Raw genomic sequence first — 16,621 nt, forward strand, 5'->3', positions numbered from 1 at the left:
AATACGCAAATCAGCTAATGGAGAGGTAGACGAATGAGGCGTTTTCTCGTCGTCGGATGCGGCGGTTCCGGTGGAGCCACGCTGGCGTACATGATGGATCAGCTTCGCTCCGACCTCGCCTCTCACGGCATCGAAGGCATTCCAGCCGGATGGCAGTTCATCCATCTCGATGTTCCGACGGCTCCGTCGCCCGGGCCCGACGGGATGGGGCATGTTCGTGATCAAGGCGGCACATACGTCGGAACGGGTCCACAAAGCGACAGCTACAGCGTTCTCGACAATGCGATGAGCCAACAGTTCATCGGCAAGCAGCGCCTCGACACCATCGCGACTTGGGCACCTCGTGATCCGTCTGCGGTACACACTCCGCTGAGCACCGGAGCCGGGCAATTCCGCGCTCTCGGCCGCATGATCACCCTGAGTCGTGCGGCTTCGGTCCGCGAACGGCTCGAAACTGCCTGGGGCAAACTCAATCTCGTAGAGACCGATACCGAGATGCGAAACCTCGATATTCCGGGCGCCGGCAAATACGACCCAGGTGAGCGGCCTGTCGTTCTGGTTGTCTCGTCGATGGCCGGTGGTGCTGGGGCATCGATGGCATTGGACATCTGCCGACTGCTCACTTTGATCACTGGAGTCGATCCGCGACTCATGGGGGTGTTCATGGTCGCTCCGGATATCTTCGACGGTCTCGACGCCTCCGCCACCACCGGAGTCCGCGCCAATGCACTCGCCATGCTCGGTGAAATCGTGGCCAGCCAGACGGGATCCGCACGAGATCACGATGTCTCGATTCTTCGTGCACTAGGACAGCAGAACGGTGAAGGGGAACTGATTCCCTTCGCCCGCGTGTTCCCAGTGGGTCGTTACGTCGGTGCCGAACAGACGCTGTTCGGCGACGGTACCCCCAACGCGATCTACCGTGGTCTCGGCCGAGGACTGTCGGCGCTGATGATGAGCCAATCGGCCACTCAGCAATTCGTCGAGTGGGACCTGACCAACGGTGGTGGAATCGCCGGCAGCCGTGAGTACCTAGGCTGGGGAAACAAGACCTGGAACACGTTGCCGTGGGGATCGTTCGGATTCGCCAGTTTGAGCATGGGCCGCGATCGATACGCCGAGTATTCATCCCAGCGACTCGCGAGAGCGAGCGCGGACAAGCTGCTCCGTGGACATGTGCAGCCGGGGAATCGCGCATCGGAGGATGAGCAGGCCGCAGCAGTTCTCGACAACCAGTGGGGCAACATCTGTGCTGCACTGGGACTTCCGACCGGACACACAGACGCGAACGCTCTTCCCCAAGACATTGGAATGTGGATCACGACGACGGTCCTACCCAGGTCCGAGGTGTCGACGCTCGCAACTCACGTGATCGACGACTCGCTTCGCGACTACATTCCGTCTGGCAACGGTCTCAATGCTGCTGCGTGGGTACCGGAGGTCCATCGAAACCTCAATGGCCGACGATCGGCGTTGCTCTCCGGGGCCCAGAATGCTGCCTACTCGGCCGCATTCCGGTGGCACCTCGACTTTGCGGACAAACTCGAGCAGGTCGTTGGCGACGCTGTAGCCGAACTCGGCCTTCCTTATGCGACGGCTCTCGTCAAGCGGGTGTCGAAGTACATGCAGAACGTGGTTTTGCCGACGGCACAGGACCTCGCGAAGCAGGCACCGGGAGACATCGCCGAACCACCAGAAGACGTACGCGCAACCTTGGCTGCGCTCAAGGGCACTTTGTCGAACGCACAAGAAGTCGTCGTGAGCGTGCTCGACGGCACCCGCCGCATCGTAGAGCGTCAGATCTACGCGACACTTTCGTCGCATCTGAGCGCAGCGTCGGGCGCGATGGTCGCCGAGGTGTTCGACCCCTTGGTAGCTGCGCTGAACGAATCTCACACACTGCTTCGGCAAGCCTCGGTGGAACAACCGCGTGATCTCGGTCTGGCGCGATTGCAGACCGATCAATATGCGGCGTGGCCGTCCGATTCGGACGAAAAGGTTCCGTCTCGCTTCGCCGAGGCGAACAACGAAGTGATGCTGACCAGTTCGAGCGACTTCAAGATGCGATACGAGCTGGACCTTCCTGCCGCGACCGGAAGCAGTGCAACGGATCGGCGAGCGTTCGGTGACTCCGTCGCTCGGGCGGCGGCTCAGGTCATCACAGGCCTGTGGCCCACCATCGACGGCAGTCGTGCACCGGGGGAGACAGTTCGGCTCGTCGAACGCACCGCGTCGTGGCGCTCACGGGTCTTTCCGACGAACCCAGCAAGCGGTGAGTCCATCATCTCCTCACCTGCGGCATACAACGTGCACACCCGGCCTCACGAGCTGCTCGCCAGAGCCCGCAAGTTCGTCAGTCGCACCGGAGAATCATTCGACAAATTCTGCTCGGTTTCCTTGCACGACTTCGTCACCGGGGGAGGTGCCGCCGAATCGGAACTGGCAGGCCGACGTCGAGACTTGGTGTCGAAGTTCGGCGAAGCCATCGCCCTCGCAAGACCTCTGGCCAGTGTCAACGAGACTGCGATGCAAGCGATTCACAACGACCAGCAGATGAAGTACCGCTTCAAGTTCTCAGCGATCCCGTTCGACGGACAGAGTATTGCCGACGACCTCTCCGCCGAACTCGAAAGAAGTGTGCGGATAGACCAGACGACCAAGGACGTTCTGGTCAACGCACTGACCGATGAGAAGCAGATCAAGCGGATCGACATCTTCGGTTCGTACCCCAACTACTCCCCGCTCGCATACAACTCGGTAATCGGTCCGGCCTCCCGACAGTGGCTGGAGTCTTCACCGTCGCAGCGTAAGGCGTTCTGGCACTTGCGTCGTGCACGTCCGTTGGCTGCCTCGTTGCCGATGCACCAGTCCGAGCGTCAAGCGATGGTCGGAGGCTGGCTGCTCGGGCAGATCCTCGGACGAATCTTCCTCCCGAAATCGCCGTTCATCGAACCGGCACGGATCTGGGACGGTGAGGCTGGGAGATGGCTCAACTTTCCGAACCCGTTGCTGACTCCGCCATCGGAGTTCGCTGCCGACTACGATTGGCTGCCGGCTGTGATCGAGTCGGTTTTGTTGGCGATGGCTCAGTCGCACGAACCGCCGGTGATGTCGTCGATGCAGCCCTACCGTGCGCTCAGAAGACTCTACGACTCCTCGACCGAGGATGAGGTCAGCGGCATCTTCGCTTTGTCAGCAGCTGCACACCTGACCGACTGGCTCCGGACCGGAAACACCGGAACCGGGTTGGCCTCGGCAGTTGCCGATACCGGTGAATCCGTTACTCCACAGGATCGCGCCGCCAGAACGAAAGCCTGGCTCGAGGAGGAGCGTGCCTTCGTAGCCAAGCACTACATGCCTCCTGGCTCTGGCGGGGCCGTCGGCGAGGCAGGCGCCGTCGGTGGCGGAGTCTTCTCCAACATCACCGTTCGGGCGCAAGCAACGAAAACTCCTATCTACAGGGATCTGGCGCCAGACGTGTTCTGGGGCACCGGTAAGTTGATTTCGCTGATCGACGAATGCCTCGCCGCTGCACTCGAACCGTCTCGAAGTACCGACACACCGCCTCCCGCGCCTCCGGTCGGATCGTGGTCGACCGGTGCGGACTCGTTCGAGATCCCACAACGAGGAACGAACTGATGGCTGCACTTACTGTTTTTCTTGCGACCCCCGGTGTTGCCGGTGGGATCAAAGATGTTCTGAAGGATCTCTCTGCAGTCGGGTTGATACGCCCGTTCCTATGGGTGGACGGTTCGGAGGCGGATCGTTCGCCAGTGGCCGCAACCAGGGTCGAGCACGGTCGCGAGTACGACACCACGATCGAGGAAGTCGTTGCTTCGCAACGGATTCTCACGCTCCGACTGTCCGTGCTCGTGCCTCTTACCGGACAGTCTCCGGCATTGAGCATCGATATAGAGCGCCGAGTAGCCGAGTTGTTGGCCTCGACGTCGGGTGGAGCTCGCGTCGTGCGGTTGCGGTTGCTCCTCGGCCGACCAGGTTGTGTACCGCCCACCAACACGGTTTTGGCGCTCGACGGTTGGCACAACATCCTGATCGCTCCAGAAGATGCACGCGGCCCGGGTATGGGGCACATCGCACTCTCCGCCGAGGACAACGGTCTCGAAATCGGACGCCATGCGGCGCCGGTTGTGGCGGCTGTGTCCGGGTTATGGGCCGACGTCGAACATGCCCCCTTCGATGACAAGCCCGTCCTTCCCGGCAACTTGCTCAGCCTTACGCGCTCGTTCTACCGACGTTTGGACACTTCGGAGGTCGAAAATTCGCTGCGCAGACAGATTTTCGAACAAGACGGTCAATTGCCTCTACCCCGCGAAGGTGGCGCGCCCGTCACGTACATCGATGATGTACAGCTGGCGACGCACACGATGGCCCGCAATCTGTGGGACAAGCATCGCGCAGTACTGATGGGTGACCGCGTCCCCTATGCCGTCGAGCAGACCCAGATCATCGGATTCTGGGCTGCTTTGAAGATGTTCTTTTCGTTTCTCGGTGCAGCGCTCCGCAATGCACCTGCGGCTTGGTATGCGCGTGTAGTCGACAGCGTCTCTTCCTCCGTCGCCGGAGCCGTTCACTCAACGGTGTTCGGCGAGAATCCGTCTGCCTACGAGGTGGTGGCCAACGGCCGCACAACACAGGGGCGGTCGGCCAGCTGGTTCCAGGTAGGTTCGGCCACGCACCAACTGCGCAGTTCCATAGAGTCGATGGACGACGATCGACACCATGCTGCGCGCGCGGACCTCTCCGACCTTTGGCAGGACTACTCACGTGCTGCGATGACTCTTGCAGATGGGGGTGCGAGGTCTGCCGAGTTGCCGCCAGTGCAGATCGGCGCGAGCCGAGGTGTCCTACGACGGGCATCGGACGTAGTACCGGGGCCGGCCGAACAATTCGATCGCATCCCTGGTGTCGTTGCCGCAACGGTCGAAGTCGACAGCGTCGACGCGACCGACGTGATCGGTGCGAGCCAGCTTCGAAGCCGGTTGAGCGAATTCGACCAGGACGCGTCGTTGGGTATCGAAGCGCGCCGGACCGGCTCAGCCCTCGACGAGTGGCGCTCGCGGACGGGCAATAGTTTCGCCGTTGCTGTGGGCACCACACTCGCGCGCAACTTCGACGACCGCCATCGTGAAGTCAAGGACTTGCTGGCGAGGCTCCGGGCGCACGCAGACAGACCGGCACCCGCAGAGAGTAAGGGACACAACAAACTTGCGCGGTGGATTCAGATCACGTCGGTGATCCTGGTGTTGGTGATCGCGGCGTCGGCGGTCGGGATCGCGCAAGCATGGTTCGACTGGTGGATCGGCGCCCTCGTCATCGTGGGATCGATCGTTCTGTGGATCGTCGTACTCGTGTCTGTGTTCCTGCGAGGGCAACGCGACCTGTTCCAGGACCTGAACAGACGTAAAACTGCAGCAGCGAACGAGCAGGCGGACGAGGCGAATCTCAGAACTGCACTACGCGATTTGGATCGGTTGAGCGACGCTTACTCTCAGTACCTCTCATGGAGTCGAGCGCTGGGCGCGTTCCTCGCTGAACCATTGGGGCCGAACACCTTTCAGCGGTCGCATGAGGGCAGGATTGCGTGGGGTCTACCCAAGAACACAGCCATCGGGTATGCGAATCCACACCCAGATCAGCTGGCGAGCACCGCGGAATACCTCCGGCAGGATCTGTTCGGTCTGGGCTGGCTCAGTACGCCCTGGGAGCGGGCAATGGTCAACGCCGGAGAGTCCTTGGGTAGCGATGGTCGAGATATCAAAGCCGATCCGACGCTGTTGTGGCGAGCTCCGGGAAGCGGATCTGCGTCCTCATTGGACCGTTGGTCGAGAGACTTCTTTCGAGGATCGTTCGCCTCTACCGGTGCCGCATTGATGTGGGACAAGGCGCGGACGAACCTGATGGGTCCGAAGTCGGAACTCGTGCAGTCGCTTACCGGACAAATCGAAGTTCTTCTCGACGGCACCAAAACATTCGTGCCATTGAACGACTTCCTGGCAGGGGTCGCGGACGCACCTGGCCAGGGACGAGTCGATCATTTCGATCGCGGAATGGTCACCGACCTTGCAACCACACAAGGTATGACTGCAGTCAAGGACGATGTCCGGCAGCGTGGTTGGGCCGGTATCGGGACGGTCAGCGTTGCAACACAGATCAGCGACGGACTGTCCGTCGACCAGTTGACCGTCGGATCGGGCGACACGACGGTTGTGGCCGCACAGGACTGGACGGTCCCGGAGATGCCCGACCGTCACAGCGTCGCAGAGTCGAGGCCGGTTGACGCTCCCGAAAGCTACGACCCACCGCAGAACAGAGAGTTCAGATTCTGACATGGCGACAGATAAGCAGGCTCGACGCTCCACGGCGTTGACCCAGTGGGCACAGGCCGCAGCAGGCGTGGGTTTCGGTGTTCCGACTGCCCGCGACATACAGACGATCTCGAGCGATCCCGACGGGTGGTCGAAGTCAGGAGTGTCACCCGCGGCGTCCGACTGGGCCGACACGATCACTCATATCAATCACCAGATCAAGTTCGGGATGGACCCGTTGGAGGTGCTCCGCCACCTCCCGGAGGAGCTACGAACTCCGCGAAGCGGTCCGGCCAAGCCCCCGATCGCCACCTCCAGCTCCACGTCCCCGGACATCGAGAAGCCGACTCCGAAAGCGCCGGACACCAAAGCAGGGGAGCGGACACCTATCGACGCGTTGTTGGCGTGGCGAGCGGACCGGATTGCAGCAGGCGATACCGCTGCAGCGTCGATCAAGGACGTCACGTTTCACAACCTGATCAAGTACGGCCATACCTCAGCGACGCAGATTCGCAAGCAGTTGCGAGGACCATCGGTGTCCTTGGCGGGGAGTATCGCCGAGGTCTTCTCGAACGCAGGTGCAAAGGATACGAAAGCGGAAGCCGAAGTGCCGAGTGCTGTTGCCCCGGTCGAGGAAAGCACCAGGGTGGATCCCGCCCCAACTTTTGTCGTCCCGCCGGGGACCGCGCGCCACGGAAGAAAGGACGAGCCGCAAGCGTCGACACCGTCGCCCGCTCTTCCAGACAAGTCCGAGTTCAGTGGTCTCGAGTCCTCGGACTTCTGCGAGTACAACTTCGAGAGCACGTTCCAACCCGAGCCACTGAAGGTATCCAACGCCGGTGACGGGCGCCGGTTGTCATGGTCTCCGCACCCCGATGCAGACGGCTCGATCGCCATCTATCGTGTGATCTCGGGTGAGATCAACGCACCGTACAAGCCTGAAGCAGGTGAGCTCCTGGGCGTGACATCACTTACGACGTGGGTCGACGACCGACCGCCGACGTCTGCAGTCCGCAACTATCAGGTGTGGTGCCATCGCGGACATGATGCTGCGGACGCGACGAGGCAACAGCCCGACAAGATTGCGTACGGCGAAGCGGTAAGTCCTGTGACGGGATTCGAGCTCACCGAGGACGTGGGCCGGGTGATCGGCCGATGGTCGGCTTTCCAGGGGACCAGAGCTGTGCGTATCTATCGAATTCCCCTGGACGGTATGTCCCCGGTATCCAACGATCCCCGATACCAGATCGAACAACACGCCGACAACCTCACCGGCTTCGTCGACGAAGATGTGGTGCGTGGCCAAAGGTACTTGTATCGGGCAATCTCCGAGGTATCGGTCGCTGATGGCGTGCGACAATCCGCGCCGTCGCAGGGCGAGATTCTGGTTTCCGTCGTTCTCGAACCAGTGGAAGACCTCACAGTCCACCCGGACCAGGATCCGAACAAGCCCTCCTTCGAACTGGTTTGGACGACACCCGAATCCGGCCATGTTCTCGTTTATCGCACCGAGACTCCACCCGACGCTGGACTGCGTTTCGCAGTCCTGGCGGAAGGTTCAATCGAAGTAGAGGGCTTGTCTCGCCAAACGCAACTCGCTCAACCTATCGAGGCTGGTGAGGGTGGCACGTCGCGGATGCGGAGAATTCCCTGGCCTGCGGGCTGGGACCGCGCGTATCTCACACCGGTCACCCTTCTCAACGGTTCGGCTCGCGTCGGGAAGACGACCGTGCAGACCCGCCCGATCTCGCCGGTAACCGACGCGCGGATAGTGGAGCGTTGCGCAAACCAGCTGGTGACCTTTGGCTGGCCGAAGGCAGCAGCGAGTGTGTACGCGTACTACGGGCCTAGAAATCATGTGCCCGAAAATCTGCTGGAAAGTCAACCGAATCTGGAGATTTCGGCGACCCAGTACAAGCGCGACGGGGGTTTGTCCTTCAAGCGGCTACCACCCGGAGGTTGTTCTGTACATCTCGTTCCGATCGCGTACTCGCGCGGTGAACGGGTGGCCGGCACGGTAACCACTTTGGACTACAAAGGTCTCGCAAGTATTTGGTATCTGCTCAATCGAATTGTGACACCGAACGGTGGAACCCGTCTGGAGATCACAATGGGCGCCGATGGCGACCTGGAGCCCCCTGCCCCGTTCACGTTGGTCTACAACCACGAAAGGCTGCCCCTCAGCGCACGAGACGGTGAGGCTCTGCTGTTGAGCGATCAGAACGATCATTCCGGTCGCGAGATGCGGCAGTTTCTTCCCCCACGCTTGGTCCCACAGTGGACTCCGACCGGATGGAGTGCAGACGCAACCAACCGCCGCGGATATGTCAGATTGTTCTTGGACATCGATTCGGCGCGAGCGAAGTCGTATGCGTTGCTGGACCCGCCTGTCGCACAGCTTCTCTTGGAGACCGATGCGAGACCGGACCGGTGACACCGTCGGCTCCGACACGTTTCGCACACCTGATCTACACGTCGTTCGACGACGGCTCGGGTAGTGGAGGCGGATGGCAAGTCAAGGATGTCTCAGGAGACCTGGATCCGGCCGAGCGTGACGCTCTGACGGCCTGGGTGTCGACTCGATTCGATCTGCAGCCGGTGTTGGAACGGTATCCGACGCCGGAAGCAATCGAAGGCCGCGAGCGTCGGTTGATGTACGCCGCGGTACCGGGTGGTGCGGCCTACTGGCATACCGCCGAAGCAGGCACCGATGGATCTGGTCGTCCGGGAAACATCTTCGCGCACGTTGTGTTGGACCGTGCCATCGACGATCCGATCCCGGCCTTTCGGCCTATTCAACTGTGGTTGTCGCCCTCCTGGTCGATGCCGTACGGGCCGGCGGCCACGAGATCCGCAGTTGTGTCTTCGACGTCGCTTCCGGAACCTGGCAGTGCAATTACCCGCGAGAAGGTGCTTGCATTCTTGACAGACGTCAGCGTGTTTCGCCTCGGGGTGCTTCAGGTTCTGCTCGATGCCGTGGCTCACGCGTGGGAAGGTGGACCACCGGTGGTGCTGCTGACCGAGAACTCGGAATCGGGCACCCTGTGGATCGGCGCTGTCAGCTTTTTCATGTCGCCGGCGACGAGCAGGCGATTCAACTGGAGCACTCACGATCGAGCGGGCGCGGTTGTTGAAAATATCGGGAGAAGAGTTCATCTCACCGTCGCCCCGGATTCCGAGAAGGAGTCCCTCCAAGCTCTCAGCGGCATAGTTGTCCTCGACTCACAGGACGATCCGATTTTGGGAGTGCTCGACGGAGTCCCGCATCGGACGCACCACGGGGTCTCGGTCGAGGTCACGCCGTGGTCGATGCTGGCACAAGCGTCGCTGAGCGACTACGCGACCGCTCTGTCCGTCGTCGAACTTCAGGACGCTATAGCGGAGGAGGCGGGTGGTGAAGGGTTGTCGCCGATGTGGCCATTGGCGATCGCAGTGCTGTCGTTCCCAAGCTTGGAAGACGTCAAGCGCGAGGCATCGAGAGTAGTCTCCGAGCATCGACCGGGATCGCTTCTTCCCGAGTCACGACTCGCGGAAGTGTCCGACGAGATCGATGCCGAATTCGCGCCGCAGTCCGCGGTCGAGGCCATGGCCGCACTTGTTCGCTCGAAGTCGCACGGCCGCAATACAACCGGCGCTCTCAGCAGCCTGATCAGACTTGCAGTGCGCGACGACGAGTGGATGAGCCTGCATCCCGCCGGCGAGATCGGAGCAGAGTTCGCAGGTTTGGCTCCGTCTGTCTTTTCGACCGATATCAGTGCGCTACTCGGCGAACTCTCAGGCTTGGCGTGTGATCGATTCACTAAGAATGCCGATCTGACAGTGCGCCTTCTTCGCATCGCAGACGTGCTCGTAGCGACCAATGCCGATGCGGCAGTGAGTTTCGACCTCGTCGAGCAGTTGTGCCAGGTTTTCGAAAATGTCGCAGCTGAATTGATGGATCCAGCAGCTGGACCGAGGATCGTCGCAACAGTAGGTCGTCGACTGGACGAGCGTACTTTGCGCTTAGTCGTCCGTCGGACTCTTGCGACCATGCCGCGGCTGAGGGAGGTTCGGTTCGGTCACCGATTTTCGGCGGAAGTCATCCGATGGGTCGCTCCATCGAAGTTGGACGTTCCAGCACTGTGTCAGATCGCCGATGAGAAGAATCAGCTCGAGTATCCCTACGACGTCGCGTTGTTCCTGGAGTATGTGTACAGCACGTTGATGCTTGATTGGGCCTCGCCTCCTGAACGGGCTCACGTGCGGGAATATGCCGGCCTTGCTGTGTGGGGAATCCTCGATGACCAACGGGAAAGGGCCGACCCGAGTGACCGATCCGAGGATCTTCGTGCGCTGTGTCGACTGAATACGTTGTCGCCGAGTGACGTCGGTGCCCTGTTCAAAACATTCGGCGAATTCGTTCCGCCCGAAGCCGCGCGTCAAGTGGTTCTGTACGCGGAGGACACTGCTCACTTGGCCACGGTCCTGGCGCACCTCATTGCGGCGGGCCACCGGCCGAAACTTGATGGTCGGCGGGTGAAGTCCGACCAGGTGACCATAGCGTGGGGCGCGTTGCGTGGACTGGCAGATTGGGGTGACTTGACTCGCTCCGCTGTCGTGAATTTCATCGACACTTACTTCGATCCGATCATGAACGACTACAACGAACTCTTCGGTCGCAGTATTGCGGCATCAGAACTAGCGCAGGATCTTTCGCAGAAACTCGGACTTCTTTTCTATGTAGCACAGTCGATGGGGCATGATGTTTCGGCTTATACGGCCGAATGCCGTTCGCATCTGATCGCGACTGCCGAGTCCCAGTCCGGTCAGCTTCGTGCCTTGATGGCACGGAGTGTCGTCGATGTGTCTCGCATGGCAGGTAAGTCGTTCATCGATTTCGTCGAGCAGCGCTATCAGCGACCATCGGCACGTCCCTCCAGGGAGGACGAGTTCTTGTCCGAACTTGTCCGGAAACAGTTGTATTCGGGACCGTCGGACTCGGATTCACTGCGCGATGCAATGTGGCCTCTCGTTCGTGACATGGCCGCACACGATGCCGAGAGAATCTTTGCGAACTACCCGCGTTGTGTGGGGGAGTGGTTGGAGGCACACGGTATTCGTCGATACATCTCGGATATCAGGCCAAGCGAAGATAGAGGGGCACAGTGGTAGACAATGCAACAATGCAGGATCATCGAAAGGACACCATCTGATGGTTACCTACGTGCTGGACGGCAAGAGTAAAGCCCACCTGCCGAAACGGCCACTGATGGTGTCCATGTCGGTGGTAGGTGTCGCAGGAGCCGCTGCACTCGACGTCCGTCACAGCGGCGTCTCTGATCCCACTGTGATTGCGCACAGCCCCGGGATGCTCATCCTGCCCAGGGTGGAGTACGAGATGCTGCTTGTAGCCATTCCCGCGCAGGGCAATTCGACCTTCCCGAGTGGGACGACGATTCACGTTTCGGTCGCGGTCGATAGTTCGAACGAAGCAGACCCTGATCGTGCGCAGCTCACCCCGCGCGATGTGTCAGGTTTGAGTTATCTCGAGCTCGCCACGATCGGTCCCGACGGTGATCGCATTGCCGTAGTCACCCGCTTGGAGGAGCCTGAGATCGAACTCGGGCCCTTGGCGTCGTCAGCGCGGGCCGCGGCCAGGTCGGTGCTCCGCGTCGACCAATTGTCCGATAGTCAGCAGACCATGCTCGACATCCGGGTGGACACCAGTGCGTCCATGTTGCCCGCGATTGCGGATGGCAGTGTGCGCGCGATCATGGAGATACTTGCGGGAGTGTCCACCGTGATTTCGTACGATCGAAATCCCGAAGTAACGATCGTCGGAAACGCGTCGGCCGGTCTTCCGTACAGTGGACCCGGTGATTTGGGATCGACGGTCCATACGCATCTCGAAACAACGAAGCCAGGCATCGGCTTTGGAAATGGCGACCAATTCGACGCCGTGAGACCGGACTCTATGGTCGTCCTCGTTACTGATTCCCCATCAGACTTCGTCGCGAGTGGACGCGAGTCGGCTGATTCGCGATTCGCCTCGATGATCGCGTCGTCATCGCGAGCAGCGCAACGTTGCCGCGCTTTCGCAGGCGCGGTCGTAGTCCCCGCGCCGGACGGCTCCGACACTGCAGACTATCTGGTCTCTCGACCATCCGAGGTCGAGGAAATTGTTCGGTCGTTCCTCCGCCCATTGAACGATCGTATCGCCAACGATGCACGAGGATCCTCGATATGACCAAGTGCCCCAGGTGCTTCAATCATCTTTCCCCCGAGTGGTTTGCGTGGACGGCCGAGACACCGACGGAAACAGAATCGAATAAGCGCGCATCAGCGTACAGCGGCGTCCCCGTGGTTATGGGTACGACGATAGAGCTACGCAAGCCGGAAAACGGGCCTCCTGATTGGACTCCCACTCCTAACTACGCTGAGGAACAGCTCGGCCGGCCTGCTGTGGATTTGTGTCCGATCTGCCATTTCAAGTTACCGGCGTACTGGCGTTGGGGAAACGCCACCTGCATCACGATGGCCGGAGCTCGCGCAACGGGAAAGACTGTCTATATCGCTGTCATGATCAAACAACTGCAGCGTCTCGTGGAGAAGCAAGGGCAATCGGTCGATCCAGCCAATCAAGAGACCGAGCGTAACTATCGCGAGTTCTACGAACGCCCCCTCTATGAGGAGCGGGGCCTTCTCGAGCCCACTCCCACCGTCAACACAGCGAGTTCCTACCAGCGGGATCCGCTGATCTTCAGCTTGGGAATCTGGCAAGGAGTCAAGCAGTACTTGGTGATTCGCGACGTAGCTGGTGAGGATCTGGAGAACGCGAATACCGAAGGACATGCCTGGCACTTCTTCGGTCTGGCCGATGCCGTCCTGTTTCTGTTCGACCCGCTGCGCGTCGAGGAGATTGCGCACCAGTTGATGGATCTCATTCCCATGCAAGGCTACCGAGGCGGCGATCCCAGGGTAGTTTTTCGCACGGTCACCGACCTGATCAACCGCCAGACTCCGCGCATTGCAATGATCTTGTCGAAGTTCGATGCATTGCAAGCTCTCCAGAACGTCAACGGCAGCCAATGGAGTGAGATCATGTCCAATCCGGGTGCAGCATTCTCGCGCGACCCGGGCATGGACAGCCCGACATACAACGAAGACGATGGTCGGTTGTTGCACGAAGAAGTCAGTAGCTTGCTTCAGCGACTCGATGCGGGCCCTGTGATCCGATCAGTCACGAACACACAGACGGGGCAGGCATACCCTCATCGCTTCTTTGCCGTATCGGCGCTCGGAGATTCACCGGTCGGAAGTCGGCTCCACGACAACGGAATCTCGCCCTTTCGGTGCCTCGACCCCATTCGTTGGGTTCTCTCGGCTAACGGTGTGCTCTAGAACGGAGACGGTTTCATGACGCAGAACGACGATCCTTGGTTCGGCGGGAATGCGGCTTCCAGGCCGCTGCCGAGCACAGATCCCTTCGGTCTCGCTGGGCCGGCCGAGTCGGTGCTCGCTTCGCGCAACTCTTCTGCGGGCTGGACGCCGCGGGGATCTGGTGCGCCGTTGGTTGCAAGACCGATACCCATGCATGTTGCTTTCGGTGTGTTGGCTCTGGCTGCCGTGTTGTCGTTGTTGACCGCGCTTTTAGGTGTGCTGACCATTTTGGATCTGCAGGGTCGCGTTCAAAACCTGGTCGGTATGGAGCCCTCGGGGGCGGCAACCTTGTACACGGACGACTACATCGACGGAGCCACCATTGCTTTGGTCTTCGCAATGGTCGCAGTTGCCGCTGCCTTCGCGTTCGGATATGTCACGTTCGCGCGCGGCGTGTACCAGGGGAAGCACTGGCCACGTGTGTGGGCGTCGGGACTTGCGGTGGTCTCGCTGTTCGGATTGCTCGGTGGGCCCTTGGTCGTAACAATTGTCTTACTCGGCCTCGTTGCCGTCGCACTACTTTGGTTGCCCGTGTCGCGTAGGTATTGCGACTACGCTTCCACGCGCTGAGCTGGTTGAGAACACGATTGAGGTAGGCGCCCGTAGAAATGCCGTTGGTAATATGCCGGCTACGTGGCGTACAACCACTTCAGCTGCCCATCGACCACCGATGGTGTCCACACCCCGGCGAACGGGCGGCCCGACTCGAAAGCATCAGCGAAATCGGTGAGCACTGCGCTGATCGAGATCCACTGCGGGCCGCCGTCGTCGGCGCCGACCTTGTCGAATTCGGTCACGCATCCGTGTAGTGGACCGGGCCTGGTGTCGACGAACAGTAAATTGCCGTCGATGCCCGCGAACAGTACGAACTCTGACGGCCCGATGACCACCGGGCGCACGGACCGAATGGCAGATACCGGAGCGCATCCCAAGGTTCGTGCGCTTCGACCGACCCAGTGCCGAGTACATCGAGGCCCCGAATCCGCCACTGCGGATTCAGTATCCGCTACCGCGCTGCCTGTGTTGGGCAGGGGAGTAGCTGACGCCGACGTCGTAGCGGGCAAAGCCGAATGCGCATGAGATTAATAGTCTCCCCACCAATTAGGCAGTTGAATACGCAATCGGAGCGCTCTGGAGTTGCTCAGTCTCCACTCGAAAGGCGAGCGCAACACAGTTTTGGCAAGCGAGGTAGTCGTTCGGCCGACCGATCTCGCTGCGAAAGGACTCGAGCGAAGCAATCAGTCGAAGAGAAACTCTGGATCAGCCGACGAATAAATCTCCACTTGGCCCCAATCGCCCTCGGCGACATACCGGCCTTCATCGAAAGACAGATTGTCGATATTGCCGAGGTCGACGTCCCCGGTTGCGTCTGTGTACTGCTGGGCCGATCTTGATATCCACTTTACCGCGGTGACCGCGCTGAATACCAGCCTGCCGAGGGCGTAACAGTACTGCTCGTCGGGCTTCGGAGGTTTGTAACGTGAGCTTTCCGGCGTCAGCACCGCATCGAGCGCGAACGTGAACTGGCCCGGAGCCTCAGATATGGACAGCACGTAGCTGTCCTCCAGGTACACGCCGGCGAGGCCCTTCAGCTGCGAATATTCGTTGTTCATGGCAAGTCCCATTCGATTGGAGTGTGGTTTCCGGGGCTTCTGCGCGTCACTTCATTGCCGAACGGATCGACCCGCTGACCATCGGCGTTCCTGATCTCGACGTGCGGATCTCCGCTTCCCGGTGCTCTGTCGGTACCGCTCTTGATCGTTAACCGTGTCACACCGTTTTCGTCGATGTACTTCGGCGGTCCATTGGCGGTCTGGATCTTGGTCCATCCTTCTGACCGCGCGTACTCCTCTAATTCGGACGCCTTCGGCTTGCTCCCGTTAACGAACAGTTCATCGATGCTGCGCTTTGGCGGTGTTCGACGAGCAGCATCGACAATCTTTTTTCCGATGGATTTCAGGCGCAGCAACACTCGCTGAACCACACCCAGATCCGCCCCGACGCGAACACCGCTGCCGATGCTCTTGGAAAAGGACCACGCAGCAATGCCGTCGCCGATCAGGGTTCCGTACTTCTTGATCGACTCAGCAGACTTCGCGGTGCCGACGACTGCCGAGGCACCGAAGCTGATGCACGCCGCAGCGATCGATATCGCGGCGGTGATGGTGAGCTCTTCCGCGAGGTCTTCCAGGATTCCGTACAGCTGCGATCGGAGCTCGTCGATGTTCGCGGCGTAGTCTTCGCAGGAGTCCGCCAGCTCGCCACAAGCGAATTGGATGGCCTGCAGGCTCGTTCGAAGGTCGTCCATGTCGTCGAGAATCAGATCTGTCTCGGTCGATTCGATGTCGAAGAACAGATCCTCCGCCGAGCGAAGGCGGGCGAGGACGTCGTCGATCCTCCCGCTCACACTCAGGTTCCGCCACAACGCACCGGCCCGCCGAAGGTTCTCGGTATCACCGTCGGGTACCGGAATACCAACCGCGTCCGCAATGCCGAAGGCGTAGTCCTCCAGGCCGTTGCCGGGCCCTCCGGCTGACTGCTGCAGCGGGACAGTGCAACCCGGCATCACGGCAGGGAAAGACGGTGGTTCCGGCGTCGCGGTCGACGACCCGTTGGCCGCGCTCTCCGCCATAGAATGGTTGTGGCCGGCCTGATTGAGCACGACGCAATAGTTCTCCAACGCTCGAACGACATCATCTAGCGATGTCAGCAGCGTCGATGCACGCTCGTCATAGGTGGTGGCCCACTCCCGCGCTGTGTCGTGCGAACCGGCCATTCCACTCGCAACGGACAGCGCTGAAGTTGTCTCGGTGACGACTTCGTACGAGATCACCGCTGCGTCATTACACAGGGTCGCAGCAGAATACAAGACCGAA

Annotated in this window: 10 protein-coding genes; 7 read left to right on the top strand and 3 right to left on the bottom strand. The window is 60.5% G+C overall.

Features of this window, described 5'->3' with window-relative positions:
- Positions 1 to 33: 33 nt before the first annotated feature.
- From E5720_RS16625 to E5720_RS16655, 7 genes are read left to right on the top strand one after another with little or no spacing between them, the layout of a single operon-like run.
- Positions 34 to 3,639 (top strand): tubulin-like doman-containing protein, encoded by a 3,606-nt coding sequence (locus tag E5720_RS16625; protein WP_136171560.1) that lies wholly within the window; start codon positions 34 to 36, stop codon positions 3,637 to 3,639.
- Positions 3,639 to 6,347, top strand: coding sequence for a hypothetical protein (locus E5720_RS16630; protein ID WP_136171561.1), 2,709 nt, complete (start codon positions 3,639 to 3,641; stop codon positions 6,345 to 6,347). Before E5720_RS16625 ends, E5720_RS16630 begins: the two co-directional genes overlap by 1 nt.
- 1 nt (position 6,348) lies before the next feature.
- Positions 6,349 to 8,760: a hypothetical protein gene (locus E5720_RS16635; protein ID WP_136171562.1), complete on the top strand. Its 2,412-nt coding sequence runs from the start codon at positions 6,349 to 6,351 to the stop codon at positions 8,758 to 8,760.
- Positions 8,757 to 11,477 (top strand): hypothetical protein, encoded by a 2,721-nt coding sequence (locus tag E5720_RS16640; RefSeq protein ID WP_136171563.1) that lies wholly within the window; start codon positions 8,757 to 8,759, stop codon positions 11,475 to 11,477. The genes E5720_RS16635 and E5720_RS16640 overlap by 4 nt, the downstream gene beginning before the upstream one ends.
- A gap of 40 nt (positions 11,478 to 11,517) precedes the next feature.
- The gene (locus tag E5720_RS16645; protein WP_136171564.1) at positions 11,518 to 12,552 is read left to right on the top strand and encodes a hypothetical protein; all 1,035 of its coding nucleotides are present in this window, start codon (positions 11,518 to 11,520) and stop codon (positions 12,550 to 12,552) included.
- The gene (locus tag E5720_RS16650) at positions 12,549 to 13,706 is read left to right on the top strand and encodes a hypothetical protein (RefSeq protein ID WP_136171565.1); all 1,158 of its coding nucleotides are present in this window, start codon (positions 12,549 to 12,551) and stop codon (positions 13,704 to 13,706) included. The genes E5720_RS16645 and E5720_RS16650 overlap by 4 nt, the downstream gene beginning before the upstream one ends.
- Before the next feature lie 15 nt (positions 13,707 to 13,721).
- Positions 13,722 to 14,315, top strand: a complete 594-nt coding sequence (locus E5720_RS16655) for a hypothetical protein (RefSeq protein WP_136171566.1) — start codon at positions 13,722 to 13,724, stop codon at positions 14,313 to 14,315.
- Positions 14,316 to 14,374: 59 nt separating this feature from the next.
- Here the strand turns inward: E5720_RS16655 and E5720_RS16660 are convergent, their stop codons facing one another.
- The 3 genes from E5720_RS16660 to E5720_RS16670 all read right to left on the bottom strand — a co-directional run bounded on the left by E5720_RS16660 (position 14,375) and on the right by E5720_RS16670 (position 16,578).
- A complete protein-coding gene (locus tag E5720_RS16660) occupies positions 14,375 to 14,644 on the bottom strand; it encodes a hypothetical protein (RefSeq protein WP_247596009.1) in 270 nt (89 codons plus the stop codon).
- Between the two features lie 339 nt (positions 14,645 to 14,983).
- Positions 14,984 to 15,370 (bottom strand): hypothetical protein, encoded by a 387-nt coding sequence (locus E5720_RS16665; protein WP_247596010.1) that lies wholly within the window; start codon positions 15,368 to 15,370, stop codon positions 14,984 to 14,986.
- On the bottom strand, positions 15,355 to 16,578 hold the full coding sequence (locus E5720_RS16670) for a hypothetical protein (RefSeq protein WP_136171567.1): 1,224 nt from the start codon (positions 16,576 to 16,578) through the stop codon (positions 15,355 to 15,357). The genes E5720_RS16665 and E5720_RS16670 overlap by 16 nt, the downstream gene beginning before the upstream one ends.
- Between the last annotated feature and the right edge of the window lie 43 nt (positions 16,579 to 16,621).

The organism is Rhodococcus sp. PAMC28707 (genome assembly GCF_004795915.1).
GTDB lineage: Bacteria > Actinomycetota > Actinomycetes > Mycobacteriales > Mycobacteriaceae > Rhodococcoides.